At 44.9% G+C, this 25,713-nt stretch carries 23 protein-coding genes, 1 pseudogene and 2 riboswitches; of the genes and pseudogenes, 14 read left to right on the top strand and 10 right to left on the bottom strand.

Going from position 1 to position 25,713, the window contains the following annotated elements; all coding sequences use genetic code 11:
* Window positions 1–82 precede the first annotated feature (82 nt).
* Window positions 83–1,213 carry a 5-methyltetrahydropteroyltriglutamate--homocysteine S-methyltransferase gene (locus H7F26_RS05310; RefSeq protein ID WP_003186479.1) on the bottom strand — a complete coding sequence of 377 codons (1,131 nt, stop codon included), beginning with the start codon at window positions 1,211–1,213 and terminating at the stop codon, window positions 83–85.
* A 73-nt stretch (window positions 1,214–1,286) separates the two neighbouring features.
* Window positions 1,287–1,396, bottom strand: a riboswitch (SAM riboswitch).
* A gap of 319 nt (window positions 1,397–1,715) precedes the next feature.
* On the opposite strand from H7F26_RS05310, the gene H7F26_RS05305 reads away from it, so the two are divergent.
* Complete coding sequence (locus H7F26_RS05305) at window positions 1,716–2,399, top strand: DUF3298 and DUF4163 domain-containing protein (protein ID WP_003186478.1); 684 nt, start codon at window positions 1,716–1,718, stop codon at window positions 2,397–2,399.
* A 98-nt stretch (window positions 2,400–2,497) separates the two neighbouring features.
* Here H7F26_RS05305 and H7F26_RS05300 read toward each other — a convergent pair whose 3' ends face one another.
* Window positions 2,498–3,022: a chorismate--pyruvate lyase family protein gene (locus H7F26_RS05300; protein ID WP_085959886.1), complete on the bottom strand. Its 525-nt coding sequence runs from the start codon at window positions 3,020–3,022 to the stop codon at window positions 2,498–2,500.
* 188 nt (window positions 3,023–3,210) lie between these two features.
* Window positions 3,211–4,185, bottom strand: coding sequence for a LacI family DNA-binding transcriptional regulator (locus H7F26_RS05295; protein ID WP_003186474.1), 975 nt, complete (start codon window positions 4,183–4,185; stop codon window positions 3,211–3,213).
* Window positions 4,186–4,623: 438 nt separating this feature from the next.
* Between H7F26_RS05295 and H7F26_RS05290 the strand changes: the two genes are divergently transcribed.
* Both H7F26_RS05290 and H7F26_RS05285 read left to right on the top strand, forming a co-directional pair.
* A complete protein-coding gene (locus H7F26_RS05290) occupies window positions 4,624–5,859 on the top strand; it encodes an MFS transporter (protein WP_025807348.1) in 1,236 nt (411 codons plus the stop codon).
* 14 nt (window positions 5,860–5,873) lie between these two features.
* Complete coding sequence (locus tag H7F26_RS05285; protein ID WP_017474100.1) at window positions 5,874–7,352, top strand: glycoside hydrolase family 32 protein; 1,479 nt, start codon at window positions 5,874–5,876, stop codon at window positions 7,350–7,352.
* A 158-nt stretch (window positions 7,353–7,510) separates the two neighbouring features.
* Here the strand turns inward: H7F26_RS05285 and pepT are convergent, their stop codons facing one another.
* Window positions 7,511–8,743 (bottom strand): peptidase T, encoded by a 1,233-nt coding sequence (gene pepT, locus H7F26_RS05280; protein ID WP_017474099.1) that lies wholly within the window; start codon window positions 8,741–8,743, stop codon window positions 7,511–7,513.
* 139 nt (window positions 8,744–8,882) lie between these two features.
* Between pepT and H7F26_RS05275 the strand changes: the two genes are divergently transcribed.
* The 9 genes and pseudogenes from H7F26_RS05275 (at window position 8,883) to H7F26_RS05235 (ending at window position 17,480) form a co-directional block, all read left to right on the top strand.
* Window positions 8,883–10,547, top strand: coding sequence for an AAA family ATPase (locus H7F26_RS05275; RefSeq protein ID WP_017474098.1), 1,665 nt, complete (start codon window positions 8,883–8,885; stop codon window positions 10,545–10,547).
* Window positions 10,548–10,563: 16 nt separating this feature from the next.
* Window positions 10,564–11,007 carry a hypothetical protein gene (locus H7F26_RS05270; RefSeq protein WP_009329892.1) on the top strand — a complete coding sequence of 148 codons (444 nt, stop codon included), beginning with the start codon at window positions 10,564–10,566 and terminating at the stop codon, window positions 11,005–11,007.
* A gap of 11 nt (window positions 11,008–11,018) precedes the next feature.
* Window positions 11,019–11,237: a DUF2997 domain-containing protein gene (locus tag H7F26_RS05265; protein ID WP_009329890.1), complete on the top strand. Its 219-nt coding sequence runs from the start codon at window positions 11,019–11,021 to the stop codon at window positions 11,235–11,237.
* Window positions 11,230–11,895: a helix-hairpin-helix domain-containing protein gene (locus H7F26_RS05260; protein WP_011198440.1), complete on the top strand. Its 666-nt coding sequence runs from the start codon at window positions 11,230–11,232 to the stop codon at window positions 11,893–11,895. The genes H7F26_RS05265 and H7F26_RS05260 overlap by 8 nt, the downstream gene beginning before the upstream one ends.
* Window positions 11,895–12,524, top strand: coding sequence for a 4Fe-4S single cluster domain-containing protein (locus tag H7F26_RS05255; protein ID WP_009329887.1), 630 nt, complete (start codon window positions 11,895–11,897; stop codon window positions 12,522–12,524). The genes H7F26_RS05260 and H7F26_RS05255 overlap by 1 nt, the downstream gene beginning before the upstream one ends.
* 88 nt (window positions 12,525–12,612) lie before the next feature.
* Window positions 12,613–13,182 (top strand): sigma-70 family RNA polymerase sigma factor, encoded by a 570-nt coding sequence (locus H7F26_RS05250; protein WP_011201770.1) that lies wholly within the window; start codon window positions 12,613–12,615, stop codon window positions 13,180–13,182.
* The gene (locus H7F26_RS05245; RefSeq protein WP_009329885.1) at window positions 13,152–14,543 is read left to right on the top strand and encodes a DUF4179 domain-containing protein; all 1,392 of its coding nucleotides are present in this window, start codon (window positions 13,152–13,154) and stop codon (window positions 14,541–14,543) included. The genes H7F26_RS05250 and H7F26_RS05245 overlap by 31 nt, the downstream gene beginning before the upstream one ends.
* 157 nt (window positions 14,544–14,700) lie before the next feature.
* The gene (locus H7F26_RS05240) at window positions 14,701–16,020 is read left to right on the top strand and encodes a PTS sugar transporter subunit IIC (protein ID WP_003186460.1); all 1,320 of its coding nucleotides are present in this window, start codon (window positions 14,701–14,703) and stop codon (window positions 16,018–16,020) included.
* A gap of 22 nt (window positions 16,021–16,042) precedes the next feature.
* Window positions 16,043–17,480: pseudogene (locus H7F26_RS05235) on the top strand (glycoside hydrolase family 1 protein).
* A gap of 51 nt (window positions 17,481–17,531) precedes the next feature.
* Here the strand turns inward: H7F26_RS05235 and H7F26_RS05230 are convergent.
* From H7F26_RS05230 to argR, 6 genes are all read right to left on the bottom strand, one after another.
* Complete coding sequence (locus tag H7F26_RS05230) at window positions 17,532–18,209, bottom strand: Crp/Fnr family transcriptional regulator (protein ID WP_003186457.1); 678 nt, start codon at window positions 18,207–18,209, stop codon at window positions 17,532–17,534.
* Between the two features lie 109 nt (window positions 18,210–18,318).
* Window positions 18,319–19,269 (bottom strand): carbamate kinase, encoded by a 951-nt coding sequence (gene arcC / locus H7F26_RS05225; protein ID WP_185855240.1) that lies wholly within the window; start codon window positions 19,267–19,269, stop codon window positions 18,319–18,321.
* Between the two features lie 21 nt (window positions 19,270–19,290).
* Entirely contained in the window at window positions 19,291–20,697 is a 1,407-nt protein-coding gene (arcD, locus tag H7F26_RS05220) for an arginine-ornithine antiporter (protein WP_003186450.1), read from the bottom strand.
* Window positions 20,698–20,750: 53 nt separating this feature from the next.
* On the bottom strand, window positions 20,751–21,758 hold the full coding sequence (argF, locus tag H7F26_RS05215; protein WP_003186448.1) for an ornithine carbamoyltransferase: 1,008 nt from the start codon (window positions 21,756–21,758) through the stop codon (window positions 20,751–20,753).
* A gap of 28 nt (window positions 21,759–21,786) precedes the next feature.
* Window positions 21,787–23,022, bottom strand: a complete 1,236-nt coding sequence (arcA, locus tag H7F26_RS05210) for an arginine deiminase (protein WP_011198439.1) — start codon at window positions 23,020–23,022, stop codon at window positions 21,787–21,789.
* A gap of 267 nt (window positions 23,023–23,289) precedes the next feature.
* On the bottom strand, window positions 23,290–23,730 hold the full coding sequence (argR, locus tag H7F26_RS05205) for an arginine repressor (RefSeq protein WP_003186445.1): 441 nt from the start codon (window positions 23,728–23,730) through the stop codon (window positions 23,290–23,292).
* A gap of 169 nt (window positions 23,731–23,899) precedes the next feature.
* Window positions 23,900–24,006: riboswitch (guanidine-I (ykkC/yxkD leader) on the top strand.
* An 85-nt stretch (window positions 24,007–24,091) separates the two neighbouring features.
* Here argR and H7F26_RS05200 point away from each other — a divergent pair.
* Window positions 24,092–24,928 carry a YitT family protein gene (locus H7F26_RS05200; protein ID WP_003186443.1) on the top strand — a complete coding sequence of 279 codons (837 nt, stop codon included), beginning with the start codon at window positions 24,092–24,094 and terminating at the stop codon, window positions 24,926–24,928.
* 172 nt (window positions 24,929–25,100) lie between these two features.
* Complete coding sequence (locus H7F26_RS05195) at window positions 25,101–25,658, top strand: YfjD family protein (protein WP_003186441.1); 558 nt, start codon at window positions 25,101–25,103, stop codon at window positions 25,656–25,658.
* Window positions 25,659–25,713: the final 55 nt, after the last annotated feature.

The raw sequence follows: 25,713 nt of genomic DNA, 5'->3' as shown, positions 1-25,713 counted from the left end.
CAAATCAAGAAGGAATTTTAAATTGTATAGAGGGGCAAAAAAAGAGACATGCCGTCAGGAGGCATGTCTCAAATATGAGGTGTTATTTCCATACGTCTTCAGCGATCTCGACGACATGGCGCAGTTTTTCCCACTGCTGTTCTTCGGTAAGCAGGTTGCCCTCTTCCGTTGAAGCAAAGCCGCACTGCGGGCTCAAGCACAGCTGGTTCAGATCGGCATATCGGGACGCCTCTTCAATGCGCCGCTTAATATCATCCGGGTTTTCAAGCTCGCCGAATTTAGATGTAATTAAACCGAGGACGATTTGCAAGTCTTTCCGTTGGACGTAGCGAAGCGGTTCGAAGCCGCCGGAGCGCTCGTCATCAAATTCAAGGAAAAGTCCGTCTAAATTGAGTCCGTCGAAAATCGTTTCAGCAGCCGCATCGTAGCCGCCTTCCGCCACCCATGTCGACTGGAAGTTGCCGCGGCAGATGTGCATGGTGACCGTCAAATCGTCCGGGCGCCCTTCAACTGCTTCATTAATCGTGTTGGCGAAAGACTGGCGCAGTTCATCAGGCTGGCGGCCGAAAGCTTTGATCTGCTCATGTCCTTTGTCTGAGAAAAATACGGACCAGGCCGTGTCATCCAGCTGCAAATAGCGGCAGCCGGCATCGTAAAATGCGCGGATCGCTTTTTTGTAAGCCTGAGCTACATCGTGATGAAATTCATCAAGATCCTCATACGGGCTTTCTCCAAGCTTTCCTCTGAAAAACAGCATATTCGGGCTCGGAATCGTCATTTTCGGCGTATGTGTGCCCGCAATATCATGAAGAAATTTATAATCTTCCAGCATCGGATGGTTTGTAAAGTCGACTTTGCTTGTTACTTTGATGCCGCGCGGCTTCGTTTCAACATTATGAAATTGAATGCCCTTGTCCGCTGTATATCCTTCTACGCCGTCAAGTCCTTCAAGAAAATCGAAATGCCACCATGACCTGCGGAATTCCCCGTCTGTCACGGCTTTAAGACCGATTTCTTTTTGCTTTTCGACAATGCGCTTGATCTCTTCGTTTTCGACTTCGCGCAATTGTTCAGCGCTAATTTCGCCGTTCGCTTTTTGGAGGCGCGCTTTTTTTACGGGCTCAGACCTTAAAAGACTGCCCACCTGATCAGCTCTGTACGGTCCGATTTTTCTTCCAGGCGTTTGCTTCAGTACATCGGTTGATTGTGTCATGCTTCATCCCTCTTTCTTTATAGACATAAAAAAGCTCTTCCCGATAAGGAAGAGCTTGATATATTCAATCTCCTCCTTATCTTCAAGAGCACGAACATGCTCTTAAGGATTTAGCACCATTCTGTCATAGACAGCGGTTGCCGGGTTTCACAGGGCCAGTCCCTCCACCACTCTTGATAAGGAAAACCTTTTTATGCGATTTTTTAATAGTTTTAATATTAATACTTTTTATAAAAATGTCAATGGGTTTAAAAAAACTCTTCGTTTTTTTCATTTTCTTCTTCTGCGGTTAAACTGGAGGGCGTATCGAATCAATGTGTGAATTTTTCGTCAGGACAGCCGTTCAAACAGTCAACAAGATGCTGAACAAACAGAATAAATTAGAATTTTTTTCAATTTTTATTTCCAAAAACAGAAACTTTTTATTGAGTTCACCGGTCTATAATGTGTACCTGATTTCAAAATGGGTATTATAAAAAATGACAGATTAAGGAGGGTTTTTATGAACAAAAAAACAGTGTTTAAAGCGTTCGGAATGTTGATGACAGGGGTATTGTTTTTTGCGCTGTACAGTGCGGCCGCACTTCCTTCTGCACACGCGGCAAACGAAAAAAAACCGACGGTCACGAGCCATACGTACAAAAACATTAAGGCTTTGAAATACCCGCAAGTTTCAAATGTAAGCCCCAAATCTCTCCAAAACAAGATCAACAAAGATTTTAAACATTATATTGAGCAGTCCTACAAAGATTATGTAAAAAACAAGAAAGACGGCCAACAGCACGGATACCAAACGGATTATCAAACGTCCTTTGAAGTGAAATACCGGACCGGCCAAAAGCTGAGCATCCTGACAAGCAATTACGTCTATTCCGGCGGAGCGCACGGAAATACGGCAGTCCGCTCTTTCAACTATGACCTTGTCTCTAAAAAACGGGTGTATTTATCCGACATCCTAAATACAAAATCGAAAATGGATAAGACAAAAACATACATTTACAACTATATTCAAAAACACAGCGACATTTTCTTTCCGGATGTGAAGAAGAAAGACATCGTCCTCGGTAAAAACACGGCCTTCTATTACACTAACGACGGCATTGCGATCGTCTTCCAACAATACGATGTCGCCCCTTATGCCGCCGGAAATCCGGTCGTTGCAGTTCCGAAAACGGTGTATCAATAAATAACAGCCCCTGTTTCTCAGGGGTTTTTATTATGAGGGAAGAAGGAAGGAGGAGGTTTTGGAAGCTCTTTCATAAAGCGGCAGCTGACGGGCATGATTCAGCCCGCAGTCAGTTTGCAGATTTTTTCTAAATCAAACAGTTCGCAGACATAGAACATGCACTGTCGGCCGCTGATGATCTGGTATTTTTTAAAAGCATATGTCCGGTCTGCTGAAACAGGTACAAGTTGTGTGAAATGTTTTCCCAGGCAGTCGCCCGTGCTGAAAATTTCACGCCTTGACTCCAGTTCTGCAATGATTTTCCCGATGGGAAGCCTTTCTTCCTGCAAATCTTGTTTGATGGCGGGCGGCAGTAAGTTTGTTTTGACATAGACATAATTATAAGATAAATAATCATCGCCTGTTTTCAAAGACGAGGTTCTAAACAAGATGTCATCATCGCGTTGAAACAGCCTTGCTTCCTCAGGTGAAAGCTTGTCATAATCAATATTATTTTGCTGAAAAACTTCGATTTCGGCTTTGCCGCCGATCAGCGTTTCAATCGCTTTGGTTGTTGAACCATCCGTTTTGGTCAGCATGTCTTTCACAAGGGAAGTCAGCGGTTCAGGAAGAACTTTGCTCATTTCCAATTATGGCACCCCACTTAATGATAGAATATTTTGAAAACTTGTACTATACATTATCACACAGAGGGTGGCTTGTCTAGAAAAATAAGTTAAAATTTATCTTATTTTTACAAAAGTCATAGAAAGCAAAAGAAGTGTATAGGAGAGATAAAAGCTGGAGATCTCTCCATAACATGATGTGAATATTAAGTTGTTTTACCCTCCAGAACTTGAACTGGCAAATAGGTTTCACGCGGCAAATCGTTAAAATCACCATCGACCGCTTTTAGCAAGATTTCGATTGCCTTTTTCGAGATTAATTCAATAGGCTGCTGGATCGTTGTCAAATCAGGGAGCAGCGACTGAACCGTTTCCGTTCCATCGTAACCGATTACTTTTAAGTGGTTGGGAATATCTATGCCTCGTTTTTTGGCTTGATTCAAGACTGCGGCAGCTATGAGGTCGTCACTAGCAAAAATGCCGTCAGCATTAGGTTGTTCATCAAAGAGCCTTGAGATATATTCTTGATAATTTTGATGAAAAGGAACTTCATATGTAACAGGCTTTCTTCCGTGTTCTTTCATGACATCTTCATATGCTTTTCTCCTAAGATTTGCAGGTGTTTCAAGCTCGAGCGGCCCATTAATATGAACAATGTGCTTGCACCCTTTTTCGAGCAGTAATTCTGTCGCCTTTTTTCCGCCGGCATAGTTGTCTGATCCCACTACGGGGATATGATTGGATAAATAGTGATCGATTGCGACAATCGGAAGATTTTGTTTGTGATAATCTAAAATGCCCCTATTAAACGTTACGGCGATAACGCCGTCAACCTGATTTCGTATCAGCATTTCCAAATACTTCTCTTCTTTATCCTTGCGGTTTAAACTGTTGCAAAGAAGAAGTTTATACCCTTTTAGCGTGCAAATGCTTTCGATATGAAAGGCCAGTTCCCCGAAGAAAGGATTGCTGGAGTTCGGGATGATGAGGCCTATTAAATTTGTGCGTTTTCGGAATAAAGAGCGGGCAAGGTCGTTTGGAAAATAGTTGATTTCTTCCATCGCCTTGTACACTCTTTCTTTTGTTTTTTCGCTGATATAACCGCGGTTATTCAGCACCCGTGAAACGGTGGTTGGTGAAACACCTGCTATTTTTGCAACATCGTGAATGTTAGGCTTCATGCCCTTGCCCCCTGTGTTATCGAAATGGCTTACAATTCTCATCACGCACTTATTTTAGAGAATTGAACCGCTATGTGCAAGGATTTTCCATGAATCACCACGAGGCCTTATTTTTCGCTTTTGTAAAAAAGTATGTCAACCGGTTGACATATGAAACTGGTTGACATAAAATTCATTTGAAAGCGCTTTTAAATTTTGTTGGAACGATAGATTGAGGAGAAAAAGTGGCTGGCGTGGAAACGTCCATGTAAAAAACGGCATTTCAAGAAAGCGTTTTTTCAGGATGGATTGTCCAAGACGATTCAAAGCTGGCGGAAGCGAATGCAACATGTTAAACATCCGTCTTTTCGTGTAAAGAGAGGCGCCCGGAATGCGGAATGGCGGCACAAATGCAAATGCAGTTAAGCAGTTCAAATAATGGTCAAGGGAGCAGTGAAAATGAAGGGCTCAAAAACTCTGTATTGGAAACTAAGCGCTTATTTTTTCTTTTTCTTTTTTACTTGGTCTTCCAGCTATTCTTTATTTGCGATTTGGTTAGGGCAAGAAATCAATTTGAACGGGTCCGCAACGGGCATTATCTTTTCTGTAAACGCTATCTTTACTTTGTGCATGCAGCCTTTGTACGGTTTTATCTCCGATAAGCTCGGGCTGAAGAAAAACATATTATTTATGATCAGTTTGCTGCTCGTATTTACGGGTCCCTTTTATATTTTCGTCTACGGACCGCTTTTGCAATACAACGTCTTTCTTGGGGCTATCGTCGGGGGAATTTATTTGGGAACTGCTTTTCTCGCCGGAATCGGTGCGATTGAAACCTTTATTGAAAAGGTCAGCCGCAAATATCAATTTGAATATGGAAGAACAAGGATGTGGGGGTCCCTCGGCTGGGCTGCGGCGACATTTTTTGCAGGTCAGCTGTTCAATATCGATCCGAATATCAACTTCTGGGTTGCGTCCGCCTCAGCAATCATATTGGTGGCCATTATTGTTTCCGTAAAAATTGAGATGACAGATGATGAAAAGGAAAGAGCAGACTCGGTCGGATTAAAAGACGTAGGAGGGCTTTTTCTCTTAAAAGATTTCTGGTTTTTGATGCTGTACGTGATCGGCGTAACATGCGTGTACGGCGTCTATGACCAGCAGTTCCCGCTTTACTACGCTTCCTTATTTCCGACTGCGGCCTTGGGGAACCAAATATTTGGATACCTTAATTCATTCCAAGTATTTATTGAAGCGGGCATGATGTTTCTTGCGCCTTTCATCGTCAATAAGCTCGGTCCTAAAAAAAGCTTGATTTTAGCGGGGCTGTTAATGGCTTTCCGGATTATCGGTTCCGGACTTGTCAGCGGACCGGTCGGAATTTCATCGATGAAACTCATTCATGCTTTAGAATTGCCGATTATGCTGATTGCGATGTTTAAATATTTGGCAACTAATTTTGATAATCGTCTTTCATCCGTACTTTATCTTGTCGGCTTTCAATTCGCATCCCAGGTAGGCACGTCGATTTTTTCGCCGCTTGCAGGAGGTTTATACGACAGCATCGGATTTCGAGAGACTTATCTCATCATGGGAGCAATGGTCCTTTGTTTTACCATTATTTCGATTTTTACCTTGCTAGACTCAAAGAAAGATGTTGAATTTGCTCAAAATCTACAAAGCAATCATATATAGAGAGGATGTCACAGATGAACAGAATTCAGCAGGCAGAAGAAGCATTAAAGAAAGCCGGGAAAAAAGTGAATCGCCGTTACCGAATGGGCTATCACATGATGCCCCGGGCAAACTGGATAAATGATCCAAACGGACTTATTCAATATAAAGGGGAGTATCATGTCTTTTATCAACATCATCCGTATGATGAGAATTGGGGGCCGATGCATTGGGGCCATTTGAAGAGCAAGGATCTTATTCACTGGGAGCACTTGCCGGTTGCTTTAGCGCCGGGAGACGAATTTGATGAGAGCGGCTGTTTCTCAGGAAGCGCAGTCGAATATAACGGCGACCTCGCTTTAATCTATACTGGGCATAATATGATAGATGAAGAGAAAGACGATTTCTACCAAACTCAGAATATAGCAGTCAGCAAAGACGGTATCGTCTTTGAAAAACTGAAAGAAAACCCTGTTATTGCAGAACCGCCGGAAGACAGCGCACGTCACTTTCGCGATCCAAAAGTATGGAAGCATCGTGAGAACTGGTATATGGTGGTCGGAAACTCCTCAAAAGAGACCGTCGGGCGGGTCATCTTATACCGCTCGCCTAACTTTGTAGATTGGGAGTACGTAGGCGTTCTCGCCCAAAGCGACGGAAATCTCGGCTTTATGTGGGAATGTCCGGATTTCTTTGAACTGGACGGCAAACACATTTTGCTGATTTCCCCTCAGGGTATAGAGGCTGATGGTGAATCATATCAAAATCTGTATCAAACAGGCTATTTGATTGGAGACTATGATGAAGAAACGAATAAGTTTGTACATGGCTCCTTTAAAGAGTTGGATCACGGCCACGACTTTTATGCCGTGCAAACTTTATTGGATGACAAAGGCCGCAGAATTGCGATTGGCTGGATGGATATGTGGGAGTCAGAGATGCCGACGAAAGCAGACGGATGGTGCGGGGCATTAACTTTGCCGCGTGAATTGACGTTGAAGGATGGTCACAAAATTTTAATGAATCCCGTCGAGGAGACTAAATTACTTCGTGGATCGGAACATCATGAGTGTGACAATCAATCGATTTCCGGCAGCTATTTTATAAAGACAGCCGAAAAGCTTCTTGAAGTGGTGGCCGTTTTTGATTTGACAATTTGCAGTGCCGAAACGGTTGGCTTAAAGATCCGGGGAATTGAACAGGAAGAAACAACCATCAAGTACAGCTTGATTGATCAAAAGCTGACGCTCGACTGTTCAAAGTCCGGCAAAGCGAGGGACGGTGTGAGAAACGTACGGCTTGAAGCGGATGAGAAGCTCACTTTGCATCTGTTTCTCGACAGATCGTCTATTGAAGTATTTGCAAATCATGGTGAAGCTACAATGACAAGCCGCATATATCCGAAGGAAGGAAGAGCGGGGATTGAGCTGTTTTCTGAGAAAGGCAACGTACGGGTTGAAGAATTCACTTACTGGACGTTGAAAGATATTTGGAAAGGTGATGAAGCCAAATGAACAGAATTTTTTGCATCGGTGAGATGTTAATTGGCTTTATCCCGCTCCAAAAAGAAACCGCCTTGCAACATGTTCTAATTTCAGCAAAGCGCAGATAAAGATTGATCTGGAAAAAAAAGCGGCTGCTTTGTCTTGCAGCCGCTTTCCGCTTTTTTCGTTTAAGCTCTTTCTTCAAACAGCTTCACAATTTCCACGATGACATTCGCGGCTTTTACCATATTGTCGGCGGAAATATACTCGTATTTTCCGTGAAAGTTTTCCCCGCCTGTGAAAATGTTCGGACAAGGAAGCCCCATATATGAGAGCTGAGAGCCGTCTGTACCGCCGCGGATCGGTTTAACGACCGGTTCAATATCAAGGTTTTTCATCGCTTTATAGGCAATGTCGACAATCTCTTTGACCGGTTCGATCTTTTCCCTCATGTTGTAATATTGATCATTCATGTCCACTGTGACGCTGTTTTCGCCGTATTTCGCTTTAAGGTTGTTTGCGATTTTTTGGACGGTGTCTTTTCTCTCGTTAAATCGGTCTCTGTCAAAATCTCTAATGATATAAGAGAGGCTCGTTTCAGAAACATCGCCCTTGATTGAAAGCAGATGATAAAAGCCTTCATAACCTTCTGTAAATTCAGGAGCTTCGTTTTCCGGCAATGCGGCGTGGAACTGCATCGCGATTTTGGCGGCATTGACCATTTTTCCTTTTGCTGTGCCGGGGTGGACGTTCGTTCCTTTACAAGTGATTTTCGCGGCTGCGGCATTGAAGCTTTCGTACTGCAGTTCGCCAAGCGGTCCGCCGTCAACCGTATACGCGAATTTGGCATTGAACGCCTCGACGTCAAACTTGTGCGGCCCTCTGCCGATCTCTTCATCAGGTGTAAAAGCGACTCTGATCTTCCCGTGTTTGATTTCGGGGTGCGCAATTAAATATTCCATTGCCGTCATGATTTCAGAGATCCCAGCTTTATTGTCGGCGCCGAGCAAAGTCGTTCCGTCGGTTGTAATCAACGTATGTCCCGCATAATCTGCTAGCTCGGGGAATTCCTTGGGCGATAAGACGACATTGAGGGATTCATTCAGCACAATATCCTTTCCGTCGTATTGTTCGATAACCTGCGGATTGACGTTCTTTCCGGTAAAATCTGTTGCTGTATCCACATGAGCCAAGAAACCGATCGTCGGCACCTCTTTTTCTGTATTCGAAGGAAGCGTCGCCATCACATAGCCGTTTTCATCGATTGTGACGTCCTTCATGCCGCTCTCTTTCAGCTCTTCGACAAGCATATTGGCAAGCGCCAGCTGCCCGGGAGTGGAAGGCGTCGTCTGACTGTTTTCATTTGACTGCGTATCCACTTTCGCATAAGAAATGAGGCGTTCAATCAATTTGTTCTTCATGTTTCCTTCATCTCCAATTGTTGGTTTTATTTTAATCTTATCATTTAGAGAAGGCGAATGGGAGGATTGAAATCTTTTATTCCTGTTGTAGAAAAATTTAGTATAATAATAAAAAATAGGTCAATAGAAAGGGAGAAAAATGGAAGGATATCATCACTTTAGAAAAGAAGTAGCGAATTATTTCAGGGCCCGCTTTCCGTTCCTGTATATTTCTACATGGGAAGAAGAACGTGTCATAGATCAACTGAGTCATATTGTTTCGGATACAGAATTGATTAAAACACCAAGAACCTTATTTGTTTGGAGTTTAACCAAAGGGTTTGAAAGCAATGGAATGCCTCCATCAGCCGAAACAAAAGACCCGTTAAAGGCTTTGGCGTTCATTGAAAAATATGATCAGCCAGCAGTCTTTATATTGAAGGATTTTTATGTTTATTTGGGTGCAAATAATCGCCCCCCTGAATACCGTTTGATTCGTAAAATGAAAGATCTTGTCTCTGTATTGGAAAAGAGTCTTGTTTCCAAAAATGTTGTGCTTGTGGCGCCAACATTAACGCTTCCTCCTGAATTGGAAAAGGACATCACAATTGTAGAGTTTCAATTGCCCAGCTTTGCAGAAATTAAAGAAACGCTCAAGAAAATGATCGAAATGAATCAAGGGCAAAATCGGGCAATCGTTAGCTTGACTGAGGACGAAGAAGAACGCCTAGTAAAAGCAGCACTGGGATTAACTTTAAAAGAAGCAGAAAATGCGTTTGCACTGGCGCTAGTAAGCAAAGGGCGTCTAGATTCGGATAGCGTTGATCAAATTCTTTTTGAAAAGCAGCAAATCATTAAAAAAACCGGCGTATTAGAGTTTATTAAAAGTGAACCAAATATCCAGGATGTAGGTGGATTGGAAAATATCAAACGTTGGTTGAATAAAAGAAACAAGTCATGGATGGACTCCGCTCAGGACTATGGGCTGCCATCCCCTAAGGGGCTTCTATTAACGGGGGTTCCCGGCTGCGGAAAAAGCTTAATTGCTAAAGCTGTCAGCTCTATGTGGAAGCTTCCTCTTTTAAAATTGGACATGGGAAAAATATTCAGCGGCATTGTCGGAAGCAGTGAAGAAAATATGAGAAACGCTTTATCTACGGCAGAGGCCATTTCTCCGTCTATTTTGTGGGTCGATGAGATTGAAAAAGGATTGGGGAATAGCGGAACAGCTGGAGACGGGGGGACTTCGAAGAGAGTGCTTGGGAATTTCTTAACCTGGATGCAGGAAAAATCAAAGCCTGTATTTGTGATAGCAACTGCAAATAATATAGACGCTCTTCCGCCCGAATTATTAAGGAAAGGACGTTTTGATGAGATATTTTTTGTTGATCTGCCAACGAAAAAAGAAAGAAAAGAAATCTTTCGCATCCATCTTGAAAAGAGGCTAACAAACCCGAAAGCTGCCGGGAATTTTTCAATAGAACCACCTGTCTTGGACAAGCTTGCAGAACTGACGGAATCATTTATTGGTGCTGAAATCGAACAAGTCGTAATTTCTGCATTATTTGAAGCCTTTTCTGAAAATCGAAGCTTAACGGTTGAGGATCTTGAGAAAGTGATTAAGCAGACTGTTCCTTTGGCTGTTACGCAATCAGAGCAAATTCTTGCAATTCGGGAATGGGCAAGTCTTCGGGCTGTATCGGCTGCCCGTCAGGAAGATCTGAAGGAATACCAATCTATTCAGCTAAAGAAAGATGACGAAAATCCGCGTGATAAAGATGCCGATTTACATACAAGCCGGGGTGGCAGAGCTGTAGAGTTTTAGGAAGAGGTGTCAAAGCATGAGTATTGAAATTGTTTTATTACCAGTTGCGATTGCAGCGACCCAAGCGATTGCATCCTATTTGGCAGAAAACGAATCAGGCCGTCTTTATACAATGCCTACCGTTATGAAGGATGAAGACCTTCTCAAAAAAGCGCTTGACCAAAATGGATGTAAGACGATCGAGCTTGGAACAACAAACGTCGAAGCAATCATGGAAGATTCAGCTGTAACTTTCCATTTGACAGAAGAAGGCACCTTTAAAGCTGCATTTGATCGTTCAGTTGATAAAAACCAGGCGCGGGAATTTATTGATCAAATTGAAGAGGAGTACAAACGGATATTGCAGCAGGAAACATATTTGAAACTTATAGAAAAGGCCGAACATGAAGGATTGGTTTTAGAAAATGAAACGGTGACAAATGAGAATTCGGTGGTATTGACGTTCAAGGTGAATGGATAAGGAGGCATTTCATGAGTCAGCGAATTATTGTTGAAATTCAGCAGGATGGTCAAATTAATGTGGAAACAAAAGGGATTAAAGGACCGAAATGCCGAGATTATATTCGAGTTCTGGAACAGCTGCTTGAGGCTGAAACGATTGATTCATCATATACGGCGGAATACTTTGAGACGGAACAGGTTGATGTTTTGAGGCATCAGCAAATTATAAGGGGGCACCGTAATGGCTAATGGATATACCAATAAGGGAGTGAAATGGGAGCTGTTTCAATCCATATGGGTCCTATTTGTATTTACTCCTTTTGGCTTTTTAAATTGGGTTTCTTTTTTCTATATTTTCGCTCGGGCAAAACAAAAAAAATGGTTAATTGCCGGATGGATCTATTTTGCTATTTTTTTATTCACTATTCTTTCTAATGGAACACCTTTATTCAATGCGGCCATGGTTCTTTTGATCATCGGCTGGGGTGTCTCAATTGTTCACGCTTTAAAAGTGCGGCCGGAGTTTTTAATTCGGTTAGAGTCCATTCAACAGTTGAAACGCGCTGAAATAGATCAGCTGCGTAAATCTCTGAAAAATGAGTATCCAGAGACCGCCGCGGCTCGAACGAGCCAAACCGATAAACAATCGGAACGGAAAATAGACATTAATCAAGCGAGTGTGGAAGACATCGCTTCGATTCCGCAGTTGGGAATTATCCTCGCCAAAAAAGCGGTCGCCATGCGTGAAGAAATCGGTGGCTTTTCATCTATTGATCATTTCGGCGAACAGTTAGGATTGAAGCCGCATGTGCTTTTGAAGGTAGAGCCGTATCTCTCATTCTCTAAACCAGTTGACCGAAGGGATAGAAAAGATGAGAATGCTGAAGGAAGGGTTTTGGATATTTAATGAAAATACGAATCCATCGTTTTTTGCCGCTTACTGAAGCAGAAGGACCCGGTAAACGGGCGTGTTTATGGGTGCAGGGATGTTCGGTACGCTGCGAAGGCTGCGGAGTACCGTGGACATGGTCTGACAAGGGTGGAAAAGACATCAGTGTAGACGACCTCTTTAAAAAGATTGTTGATTCAAAAAAAGAAAACAATATTGAAGGTGTAACATTTCTTGGTGGTGAGCCAATGGATCAAGCGGAAGCCCTTGCAGAACTTGCGGATAAAATAAAAATTGCTGGACTTTCTATTTTGACCTTTAGCGGCAGATACTTGGAAGATATAAAGTCGAATCCACGAAAGGGCCAGCTAGAGTTACTTGAATTGACTGATTTGTTCATTGATGGTCCTTTCGAAAAAGAAAATATAGATTTAAGCCGGCCATGGACAGGTTCCTCTAATCAACGATATCATTTTTTGACTGAGAGATATCGTTATCTTGAAGGTCAGCTTCAATCAATTTCAAATAAAATAGAAGTTCGGTTAGAACCCGATGGCACAGTTTCAATCAACGGAATGATTCGTCAAGAACAATTGCAAAGTTTATACGAAGAATTATCTAAACATAAAGTTTCCAACAGAAACTAACATTTGAACCCGCTATATTACCTAAAGCGGGTTTTTTATGTGAAAAAAACCATCTTTCTGAAACTTTTCTCTTCATTTCTCCTCTCTAATGTTTGAAGGAGGCGCAGCAGTGAAGCAAATCAGATTAGTTAAGAAAGCTGTCGCAGGCAACGCCAAAGCTTTTGAAATGCTGTTTCAAAAGCACAGCGAACAGCTTTACAGAACAGCTTACATATATGTGCGAAATAAGGAGGACGCGTTAGATATCGTACAGGAAACGGCGTACAAGGCATTTTTATCGATTGCCCAGTTGAGGAATCCCGAATACTTTTTGACATGGCTGACGAAAATCCTCATTCATCATGCATATGCCATATTGGACAAGAAAAAGAAAGTGGTTTTAATGGACAGGCCGCTGCAGGACGAAGGCCGGGAGCAGGAGATGCATGCGGACGACAGAATAGGGATGCTTGAAGCTGTTCAGCAGTTGCGAAAAGAATATCAAACCGCCATCATTTTATTTTATTATCACGACCTGCCGATTCATGATATCGCCGAGGTGATGAATGCTCCTGAAGGAACCGTTAAGACCTATCTGAAAAGAGCGAAGCTTGAATTAAAACAACTACTGACTGGGGGAGAAGACGCATGGACAAACAACGGTTCAAAAACGAAGTAAACAAGATCGATGTCCCTACAAAAGAAATCCGCGAATCGATTGATAAAGGCATCAAGCGGGCCAAGCGGGAAAAAACGTTTCGGCCGAAGCGCGCCGTGAAAAGGACTGTTTTTGTTTCGAGCGCGGCCGCCGTGCTCCTTCTCGGTAGCGGCTTCGTTTCCCCAGCGATGCAAAGCGTGTTGGCTGACGTCCCGCTGATTGGAAAAGCGTATCAACAATTCCATGACTATGTCGGCCAAAACTTGGTGGCGGGCCAGCTTGTCACTGAACTGAACGAGAAAGCGTCCAGCAACAACATAGACGTGACAGCTACAAGCGTTTATTTTGACGGCGGAATCATCGGTATGACGTTTAAGGTGAAAAGCGATACAAGAAAAGATTTAGATGATGGAGCGAGAATGATTCATTTCACATTATTTAATGGCGAGCGCAAATGGGCTATCGCTTCTCAAGGAGACTTGAAGAAAACAGAGGACGGCTATACCGGCTACATTCAAGTAGGCTATCCAGACAAACATATTCCCGATAAACTGACACTCCCGGTTACGATCACAAATATTAACGGAATCAGAGGGAAATGGAAGTTCGACATTCCGGTTGATAAACTGCCGTATAAAACGCTCCACATAACCAAAAACAATACACAATCGGCTGATGGCCATAAGCTCGCCGTAAAAACGGTAATTCTCGGAAAAGAATCGACTGTCATCGACTATGAAGTATCCAATTCAGAGGAACATCCGAACGATCGTACATCGGTTATAAAAGTGACCGATGATAAAGGAAATGAAATTCCTTATTTGAGTGGCGGGCAGTGGACGACGGACAGTACAAAGAACGGAAACAAGGTTCGTCACGAAGAAAGGCTGATCCTTGGAAAAGTGAATAAAGGAACAAAACACCTCAAGATTGAGGCGAGCAGCAGTATGGGCGATTCCGAAAAGACGCTGCCTCTCACAAAAACGCCCGCCGCGCTGAGCGCTGACCGTCATGACTTCCAGATTGCCGTTGATCAGGTGAAACAAAACGGAAGTAAATTGTCTGTCGACTATCATCTGAAACATGTCGATCAATCTAAGATTGATATTGACAGCATGCAAAACTTTTTAGAAACGATGTCACTGGTTGATTCTGCTTATAAAAGCATTGACGAAGCGCCGATGGGACACAGCGTAAAAGGTAATTTTACAAAAGTGCTTGATCCTAAAAAGCTCCGATTCCGATCAGACTTTACGTTAGATGGTGAATTTGGAGCGAAAAACTTCAGCCTTGACCGATATTCGCTTGATGTCGAATTTGGTTATTTAAGCGCATTTTATTCTACACCGTTTAAGCCGATCAAAGTGCAGTTGCCACAGTAAAATATATGACCCGCTGTTTCAGTGAAACGGCGGGTTGTCTGCTTTGCTGGCCGTCCAACCTGAAAAATTTCCTCTCCCAAAGGAAAAAATATGCACCGAAAAGAAAGCGTTTTCATTGTAAAGTAAAAGCAAACCACCAAAAAAAGGGGGAGAGTAAATGAGCAGGATGGCGAAGGTGACTGAGATGTTTGAGCGGGTCGCTTTTAAAATTACAAGTTTCAAATATATCATGGTCATTAAGTCGGCGTTTGTCACACTGATGCCGGTCATCATTGCCGGGGCGTTTGCGGTTTTGATGCAGAATATGGTGATGAGCCCCGAGACGGGACTTGCGGTTTTCAGGCCTTTTCGGTTCTTGTCTGCGCTTGAGCCGATTATGGCGTCAATCAATTATGCGACGCTGAACTTTATTACGATCGGCGCGGTGTTTTTGATCGGGATTGAGCTCGGGAAGCTGAATGGGCATGAATCGTTTTTTCCCGGCTTGATGGCGCTCATGTCCTATATCTCTGTCATTCCATCGGCGGTGCTGTTGGAAGTGAACGGTTCGATGCAGGAAGTAGTTAACGTGCTGGCCAAGGAATTTACGGATCCGAAGTCGCTGTTTTTGGGGATGTTTATTTCGATTGTGTCTGTTGAAATCTTCAGCAAGCTGTCAAGCATGGACCGGCTCAAGATTAAAATGCCGGACAGCGTGCCGGCAAATGTCTCTGTATCATTCGGCACTTTATTTCCTTCGATTATTACCGTCACGATCATCGCCAGCTTCGGATTTGCGTTTCATCGGCTGACGGGGGTATATCTTCATGAAGCCGTGTACAATGTCGTGCAAAAGCCGCTTGAGGGCGCGATTCAAGGTCTTCCCGGCATTCTCTTGCTGGTGTTTGTCGCACAGTTTTTCTGGGTGATCGGCATACATGGAAACCAGATGGTGAAGCCGATCAGGGAGCCTTTGCTGCTCGCTTCGATTACCGTCAATATGAATGCATACGCAGCCGGCGAATCGATTCCGAATATCATTACGATGCCGTTTTGGGATGTGTACATGAGCATCGGCGGATCCGGCGTCACAATCGGTCTGTTGATCGCGATGTTTATCGCGGGGAAACGGGAGGATTTGCGCAGCATTACAAAGATTTCGTTTGGTCCCGGCATCTTCAATATCAATGAACCGGTCATCTTTGGGGTTCCCGTCATGCTGAATCCGTTAATGGCGATTCCATTTATTGTGACGCCGCTTGTGACGGGTGCGATCGGTTACATCGCGACAGCGGCGGGCTTTGCCGGAAAAGCCGTTGTCATGGTGCCGTGGACGACACCGCCGATTATCAATGCCTGGCTGTCAACAGGAGGAAGCCTCGGTGCCGTCGTCACACAAATCGTATGCATCATCGTCTCCGTCCTTATTTATCTTCCGTTTGTTATTTTATTGAATCGGACCTTTACGATTAGTTCTGAAAAAAATGTGTCTATGTAAAGCAAAGAAAGGTGTGAATGAGATGGCCAGACAAACGTGGAAGATTCCCGACGATTTTATTCTCGGCGCAGCAGCGTCGGCGTGGCAGACAGAGGGGTGGGACGGGAAGCGGCCCGACACAGGATTCCTATTTGGATATGTGGTACAAAAATGATCCTGATGTATGGCATGACGGATACGGACCGGCTGTGGCAACCGATTTTTATAACCGCTACAAAGAAGATATTCAATATATGAAAGACATCGGGCTAACCCACTACCGGACATCCATTAACTGGTCGCGGTTTCTTTTGGATTATGAAACCGCCGAAGTTGACGAGGTGTATGCAGGCTACATTGATGACGTCATCGATGAGCTGAAGAGATGCGGAGTAGAACCGATGCTTTGTCTTGAGCACTACGAAATCCCGGCTGTCCTGCTGGAACAGTATGGCGGATGGGGATCAAAACACGTGGTTGGCTTATTTGCGGCTTATGCAGAAAAAGCGTTTGAACGGTATGGGGACAGGGTGAAATACTGGTTTACCTTTAATGAACCGATCGTGCCGCAAACACGGATCTACCTTGACGCACTTCGCTATCCGTACGAGCAGAACACGAAAAAATGGATGCAGTGGAACTACCATAAAGCACTGGCGACAGCAAAGGCCGTGGCAATTTTCCGGAAAAGGAAGCCCAGTTTTAGAGAAGGCGCAAAAATCGGCGTCATCTTAAATCCTGAGGTCGCGTATGCGAGGTCAAGCGCGCCCCATGATCAGAAAGCGGCCCAAGTTTATGATTTGTTTTTTAACAGGGTTTTTTTAGATCCGAGCATAAAAGGCGTCTATCCCGATGAATTGATGGAGCTCATGGCCAAACACGACATCCTTTTTGACCATGATGAAGAAGAGCTTTCCGTCATCAAGCGGAATACGGTCGATTTTGTCGGTGTGAACCTGTATTATCCGAAGAGAGTTCAAGCGCCTTCAAGGCAATGGAATGAATCGACGCCTTTTCATCCTGCTTATTACTATGAGCCCTTTGAGCTGCCAGGCAGAAAGATGAATCCGTTCAGAGGCTGGGAGATCTGCCCGCGCATTGTGTACGATATGGCTATGAGACTTAAATATGAGTATGGAAATATCGAATGGCTGATTGCTGAAAACGGCATGGGCGTCGAACATGAAGAGCGTTTTAAAAATGAAGAGGGGGTCATTCAGGACGACTACAGAATCGATTTTATTTCAGCCCATTTGCGAGAGGCGATGAAAGGGATCGCCGACGGCGCAAACTGCAAAGGATATATGCTTTGGGCATTCACGGACAACGTCTCTCCGATGAACGCCTTTAAAAACCGCTACGGCCTTGTCGAGATTCGATTGGAGAACAACCGCAGCAGGGCGCTGAAAAAATCGGCTTGCTTTTATCGGGATATCATCAAAAACAGACGGTTTGAAACAGAGGAATTCCGGTATAAATAAAAACGGCGGGGAATCATCCCGCTTGTCGCCGGGATGATTTCTCATATATGCCTACATAAAATATTCCGGCCGATTGATCATGATCTGCTTGTTCATTTGACTGATAACGCCTTCGCAGCGGAGCTTTTTCAGGACGGCGCTGACGGTTTCGCGGGATGTCCCCGAGATTTTGGCGATTTCGGCAGCGGTGATCGGACAGTTGATGACGGTTGAGTTGCTTTCTTTTTGACCGAGGCTTTCGGTTAAATAATAAATGGCTTGTGTAACCCTGTCGTGGGCATGGGAGAGTGTGATGCGCTTCAGCCTTTCCTCGTGAAGGGCAAGGATGTCTGATAAATGATTGAGAATATCGTAAAGCAGGTTTTTGTTGTCCCGGACGAGATCTTCGAAGATGTTCATGGGTATATAGTAGAGTTCAATATCTGTTAAGGCTTCGGCGGCATAGTGATAATGCTCATCCCGAAACAAGCCTCCAAATGGAAAGAGGGTATGAGGACGTACATAGTCGGTATAAAACATGGATCCGGCTTCGTTTGATTTTTCGAGTTTGATAAAGCCGTCGAGAAGAAGGTACATTCGTTCCCGGGGGTCGTCTTCCATAAATAATATCTGGCCTTTATGGTAAGAGCGCCAATAGATAAACTGTTTCATATCTTCCAGATCTCTTTTATTCAGGGAAGCGAGAAGAGGAAACTTTTTCAGCTGATGTACGATGTCTTTGTTCTTCATATGGACCACCCTTATCGATTTTCTTATGTTGCGGCTATATACTTTAAATTTTACTTGTTTTTGACGATTGGCAAAAGGAAGAACCCTCCCTGAGCCCTTCCTTTTGCATTTAGGCTTGGACGACAATCGTGCCGGCATTTCCTTGGAGAGCGTCTTTGGCTAATTTCAGGGATGTGATGACCGTTTTGTTGCCTTTTTTAGCTTCAGCAAACTGAATGGCTGCTTTGACTTTTGGCAGCATGCTTCCTTCTGCAAATTGCTTTTCTTTTATATAACCTTTCAGTTCTTCGGTGGTGACGCGTTTCAGCGCACGTTCTGTCGGCTTTAAATAATCGACGGCAACATAGTCGACACCTGTTAGAATGACCAGTTCGTCAGCCTGCACAAGCTCCGCCAGTTTGCAGGCTGCAAAGTCTTTGTCGATGACGGCGTCAATACCGGAGACGGCATCGCCGTTTTCGATGACGGGAACGCCTCCGCCGCCGGCTGCAATGACGATATGTCCGTGTTCGACAAGATCATTGATAACATCGTGTTCAAGAATCGATACCGGGGCCGGAGACGGTACGACGCGGCGCCAGCCTCTTCCGGCATCTTCTTTAAAAACGAGGCCGCCGTTTCGGCTGTTCATCAGTTCTTTCGATTCTTCTTCGCTGTAAAATGGACCGATCGGCTTTGTCGGGTTGCGGAACGCTTCATCATCGCTTCGAACGGCGACGCGGGTGATGACGGTTGCCGCATGTCCGCCTTTCCCTTTTGCGTGAAGCGCCCGGTCAAGGGCATTTTGCAGCCAATAGCCGATCATTCCCTGGGTCATCGAAACACAGGTTTCAAGCGGCATGGCCGGCGTTTTCGGAGAATCCGCCTCCTTTTGCTGGATCATCAGGTTTCCGACCTGCGGGCCGTTTCCGTGCGTGATGATTAATTCAGCGCCGCTGTCGATCATATCCGCCAAATACATGGCCGTTTCTTCAAGCGCGCGCTTTTGCGCTTCTGCGCTGGCATCTCCGGTTTGAATGGCATTACCGCCAAGTGCGACGACAATTTTTCTTTTTTTCATTTAATAATCACCTCTGTTTTGTTAAATTGAAATGCTTCCCGAAGCCAGTCTGATCACGGCGATCACGGCCAATACAAGAATCAGGGCGGCAATCAAAAGCTCGGCTTTATTGAAGACTGGGCCTTCTTTTCCTTTGCGCACAGCCCGGAATACGAGAATGCCGGGAGCGTATAAAATCATGGTCAAAAGCAGGTAATCAAGTCCCGCGGCATATACGAGCCAGACGCCGTATATGCTTGCGATGATGCCGATGATGAGATTTTTGCCCCGGTTAGGCTCTTTGTGCAGCCAGCTGTATTTAAGCTGATAAAGCCCGGAAAACAGATACGGGATCAAGATGGCCGAGGAAGCCAAGGAAAATGCAAACTGGTAGGCCGCATCTGAAATGAGAAACGTCAGCAAAAACAGCTGGATAATGGCGTTTGTCAAAGTCAGCGCATTTGTCGGCGCACCGTTTTTATTTTCTTTGCCGAACCATTTCGGGAAGACCCCTTCGCGTGCCGCGATCAGCGGGAGTTCGCCCGCGAATAATGTCCAGGCCAGCCAGGCGCCCAATACGGAAATGATCAATCCCAGGTTGATGAGCACGGTTCCCCATTTGCCGACGATATGCTCCATGATCGCGGCCATTGAAGGATTCGGAAGCTCGGCCAAGTTTTGCTGATTCATGACGCCGAGCGACAGCATCGTAATCATGACGTAAATCACGAGTACGCTGATCAAGCCGATGACAGTCGCTTTGCCAACATCGCTTGATTTCTTGGCCCGGCTTGAAAATAAGACGGCCCCTTCAATTCCGGTAAACACCCAGACGGTCACCAGCATCGTGCTCTTGACCTGTGTTCCGATGGAACCGAGCGACAGCCCTTTTCCCCAGAAATCGTTCGTAAATAAATCAAGATGAAACACAAAGATAATGGCGATAATGAAAGCGAAAATCGGTACAAGTTTTGAAATGGTCGTAATTAAGTTGATCATGGCAGCGGACTGAACACCGCGGAGGATCAAAAAGTGCACGCACCAGAGGATCACGCTTGCACCGATAATTGATGCGATGTTTTGTCCGTCTCCAAACGCAGGGATGAAATATCCGATTGCGCTGAACAGCAGCGTTCCATATGCGACATTGCCGAGAAGGGCTGCGAACCAGTACCCCCAGCCGCTGTTAAAGCCCATGAAATGGCCGAATCCTTCCCGGGCATAAGTGAAAATACCGCCGTCTAAATCAGGCCTTTTCGTCGTCAAGTTTTGGAAAGAGAATGCCAGGGCAATCATGCCGACTCCGGTGATGATCCAGCCGATTAAAATGGCTCCCGCCCCCGCCCCTGAAGCCATGTCGCTTGCAAGGTTGAAGGCGCCCCCGCCGATCATCGATCCGATGACAAGCGCGATGAGCGCAAACAGCCCAAGTTTTTTTTCTTCCGCCATTTTTGTCACCTCATTCGGTTTAGAATGGAAAAGGGAATGAGTCCCTTTTCCTGTCAGTCAAGATCGCCGAGCGTCGCTGCCATGACAGCTTTAATCGTGTGCATGCGGTTTTCAGCTTCATCGAACACTTTAGAGTGTTTGCTGCGGAACACTTCGTCCGTCACTTCCATTTCTTTAAGGCCGTGCTGTTCGTAAACATTTTGTCCGTAGGTTGTATGAAGGTCGTGGAAGGCAGGCAGACAGTGCAGGAAGATGACGTTGTCGTTGCCTGTTTTCTTGACGAGATCCATATTCACTTGATAAGGCTTGAGCAGTTTGATTCTTTCTGCAAACTTGTCTTCTTCCCCCATGGATACCCAGACGTCCGTATACAGAACGTCGGCTCCGGACACGGCTTTATCTGTATTGCTTGTAACGGTGATTTTTCCGCCGGATTCTTCAGCGAACGCTTCCGCCATTTTAACGATGTCCTGATCAGGGAAAAGCTCTTGAGGCGAACAGATTCTTACGTCCATGCCGACTTTTGCGCCGCCGATGAGCAGGCTGTTGGCGACATTGTTCCGGCCGTCGCCGATATAGGTGAGCTTGACGCCTTTTACGCGTCCCGTATGTTCTTTCACAGTCATAAAGTCCGCAAGCATCTGCGTCGGATGCCATAAATCGGTCAGCCCGTTCCATACCGGCACACCGGAATGCTCTGCCAGTGAGATCACTTTTTCGTGTTCAAATCCGCGGAATTCAATTCCGTCGAACATGCGGCCGAGAACTTTGGCCGTGTCTTCGATCGACTCTTTTTTGCCGAGCTGAATGTCGTCTTTGCCCAAATATTCGGGATGCGCACCGAGGTCGATACAGGCTGTCGTAAAAGCGCAGCGCGTTCTTGTAGAAGGCTTTTCAAACAGCAAAGCGATGTTTTTGCCTTCCAAATAGCGATGCCTGATGCCTTGTGCTTTTTTTTCTTTTAGTTTCTGGGCCAGATCGAGCAAATAGAGGATTTCTTCTTCTGAAAAATCTTTTTCAGCTAAGTAGCTTCTGCCTTTTAAATTAATCGTTTGGTTCATGGATCTCTCTCCTTTTTCTTTAGGTTGGTTATTTCACATCTTCTCGGTAGAGCGGCATGCTCATGCAGCGCGGGCCGCCGCGTCCTCTTGAAAGCTCCCCGCTCGGGATTTCGATTACCTTAATGCCCTGTTCTCTCAAACATTCGTTAGAAATGTAATTCCGGTCATAGGTGACGACAACCCCCGGAGCGATCGCGAGTGTATTGGAGCCGTCATTCCATTGCTCCCTGGCTGAAGCAATTTCGTCTCCGCCGCCGCAGAAGATCAAGTTGACATCTGAAAGGCCGAGCGTTCTCTTCAGCACTTCCGGCAAATTGTGTTCTTCAGTTGTATGAATCTCGTCTGCCGTTTTTCCTCTTTCAAGAACGAAGATCCGCATGTCTCCTTCAGGCCCCTGGATGGCGGGATGGATCGTGAATTGATCTCGGTCAACCATCGTGAAGACGGTATCTAAATGCATAAAGGCTCTGCTCTTTGGTATTTCGACGGCCAGTACACGGCGAATCCGGCTCTGCCGCTGAAACAAGTTCCGGACAAGACGCTCGATCGCCTGAGCCGTTGTCCGTTCCGATACCCCGATCGCAACGGTTTCTTCATTTAAGACAAGCTCATCTCCGCCTTCGATATTGAATTTGAAATCACGGTCGAGCCAAACCGGAATCTCGTGTCCTTTAAAACGCGGGTGGTGATTGATAATGTAGCGCATAAACAGCGATTCCCTTCGGCGGGCAGGCTCCTTCATTTTGTTGATGGTCAGTCCGCTGCCGATGGCGGCCGCCGGATCTCTTGTGAAATAAAGGTTCGGCATCGGATCGAGATAAAATGGATAATGGTCTTCCATCAGCTCATGAAGATGCGATTTTTTTTCGCGTTCAAGCTCATTTTTTCGAATGCCGCTCATCACCTGTTCAACCATTGAATCGGCGTCAAAGGTAAGCAAAAACTCTTTCAGCCTGTCGTATGCGCCGTTGATATCCGCTTTGCTTTCCGTTAAAAGCTCATCGATAAACTGCTCGCGGACTAATGCGTCATCCAAAGCTTCGGCCGTCAGCTTTTCTAAATAAAGAACTTCAGCCCCCTGTTGCTTTAATGTTTCTGCAAATTGGTCATGCTCTTTTTGCACCGCTGGCAAAAAGGGAATATCGTCAAAGAGAAGCCTTTCCAGATATTCGGGTGTGAGGTTTTCCAGTTCCCGACCGGGCCGCTTCAGCATAACGGTTTTTAAAGGGCCGATTTCTGAGTAAACGTGTATCGGTGTTGTCATGATCATCCCGCCTCCTAAGCTCTTTTTGTTACATGTACAGCTTAAAACAGGAAGGAGAAGCGCGATGTGAAAGCGATAACAACAAAAACGTGATATATTTCACATGTTTTTTGATGAAGCAAAAACAAAAATGAATAATTATGATAAATGGAAAATAAGTTCCTGTCGGAGCGGAGAATAGAACGTATAAAACGTGTATATTTTTAACGGGGATTTCTCGAAAAAAATTTTTTTGAAGGGCAAAAAAAGCTGATCCGGACGGCCGGATCAGCATAAATGGTCATAAAATGATTGGGCTGCCTCAGGTGACTGGGAAATCACAAGGCATGTATCGTTCCCGCATATACAGCCCAGCATTTCCGGGCTTCCGAGCTTATCAAGAAGAACGCCGATGGCATGGGCGTTGCCGGGCATTGTTTTAATAATGATCAAGTTGTCCGTTCGATGCACATGCAGGACAACGTCAGAGATTTTATCTTTTAATATTTTGGAAGGATTGATGGATAAAGAAGCATTTGTCGTGTAGACAAGTTTTCCGTTTTCACCGGGCTGTTTCACAAGATACATTTCTTTAATATCGCGGGAAATGGTAGACTGCGAAACGGTGATGCCGCGTTTTTCCAGCAGGGATGCCAGCTGTTCCTGATTTTCTACCGGATGTTCGAGAATGGTCTGCTTGATGAGCCATTGCCGTTTTTGTTTGTTCATAAGAGCGCCTCCCAGGCAAAACACGTATATCTATTATTATAGAATGGTTTTATCGCTGACAGATGGAAGCTATTTTACAAAAAAACAAATCTTTCAGGCTGATATAGGGGTTGATAGACCCCAGAATTTCACTTATAATGCTTGAAGATGACAAATTGATAGCAGAGAAAAGGTGGTTTTCTAGGGTTCCGCAGTGCCCTCCCGCGCTGGTCTGGTCCGAGAGAAAACACATAGCGAAGTATCGTTATGACACGGTGGGATAAAAGCCCAGGAGTTTTTGCTCTTAATCAAAGAGCTTCTCTCCTAGGCTTTTTTACTTTTTACAGGAAATCGATTAAGGATAAAGAAAGGGGATGTATTTATGAAAAAGAAAGCAATGGACATAATATTGATCATTATAGGCGCATTTTTCTTTGCGTTAGCCGTGAATCTGTTCGCCATCCCGAATGACTTGGGAGAAGGCGGCGTCACGGGGATCACGCTGATTTTATACTACGTTTTTGAATGGTCTCCGGGCATCACAAACTTTGTACTGAACGGCATTCTTCTGATTATCGGCTATCGCTTTTTGGATAAAAAGACGACGATTTACACTATTATTGCGGTGGCGGCCAATTCGTTCTTTCTGCACGTCACCGAAGATTGGACGGTGCCGGCCGATGAAGTGATCATCAGCACCATCTTTGCCGGGGTATTTGCCGGCGTCGGAATCGGCATGATCATCCGTGTCGGCGGAACCACCGCCGGGTCTGCGATTCTCGCGAGAATCGCCAATAAATATTTTGACTGGAACATCAGCTATGCCTTGCTGATGATCGATTTAGTTGTCGTCTTCAGTTCCTACTTTATCATTGGAGCTGAAAAGCTGATGTTTACGATTGTCATGCTGTACATCGCCACGAAGGTCATGGACTTCATTATCGAAGGGCTCAACACGAAAAAGGCGATCACGATTATTTCCGAGCATAAAAACGAGATCGCGGCGCAGGTCAATACCCTGATGGACCGCGGCGTCACGATATTATCGGGACGCGGGCACTATACGGGCGACTCCAAAGAAATTTTATACATTGTCATTAATAAACAAGAGCTGTCCATGCTGAAGAAAATTATTAGAAGCACAGATAAAAAAGCATTTGTCATCATCCACGATGTCAGGGATGTATTCGGCGAGGGATTTGTTGATATTTCAAAATAGGGGAAGGCTGCCGGCAGATGGCCGGGAGCCTTTTCTGTATTCATTCTGATTAGGGACAGACAAATACATGAAGTTTTATGCAGGAACTGGTTTCTGTGGTAAGGTAGGTCTTGGCATGAATATTATTTGTAGCGGAATCCGCTTGCTGAAGTAGAGGAGGGCCTAATTATTTTTGGAACAGGAAAAAAAGCAGACATTTGATGTGAAAAGCAGAATGTCCTTTAGAGTATGGGTTTTTGCAGGGACTGCAGGTTTCGGATTGATTGGAGCATGGCTCTTTTATGAAGCAATAAAACTCGAATCAAAATATTCCTTGCTGTACGTGGGCGTTGGAACTTTCGGGATCATCTACGGTTTGATGACCTTTCTAATGGTTTTTCCGGCCTTCACGAAAAAAGGAAACATCATCTTCACCATTATCGAGGGAGAAGACGGGCGGATATTCTCAGGGAAGAAATCTGTGTTGTTCAAGGACATCAAAAGCCTTAAAATGGCGGAGCACCGCTACAGCCCGAAAGGCATTTTCTTGATGGATATACTGATAGAGACACGGGGGAACGGCAGGGTGCGGATTCCGACGTACAACATTCTGCCTGAGCCGGAATTTTATAAAGCGGTCGAGCTGTACATCCTGCCGTATATGACGGAGGAAGCGCGTGCGGAATGGATCGGTCAGTTTACAGAAGCGCAAAGAAAGGCTTATTTAAATGAATTTCATAAAGATATTTAATCGTCCGGGAAACTGCAATTTTCTAGATGAAAGAAAATAACTGAAACCTTTGGGG

The organism is Bacillus sp. PAMC28748 (assembly GCF_014250415.1).
In the GTDB taxonomy this organism is placed as follows: Bacteria; Bacillota; Bacilli; order Bacillales; family Bacillaceae; genus Bacillus; species Bacillus licheniformis.
The sequence above is the reverse complement of the archived record's forward strand: the minus strand, read 5'-3'. Positions and strand labels throughout refer to the sequence as shown.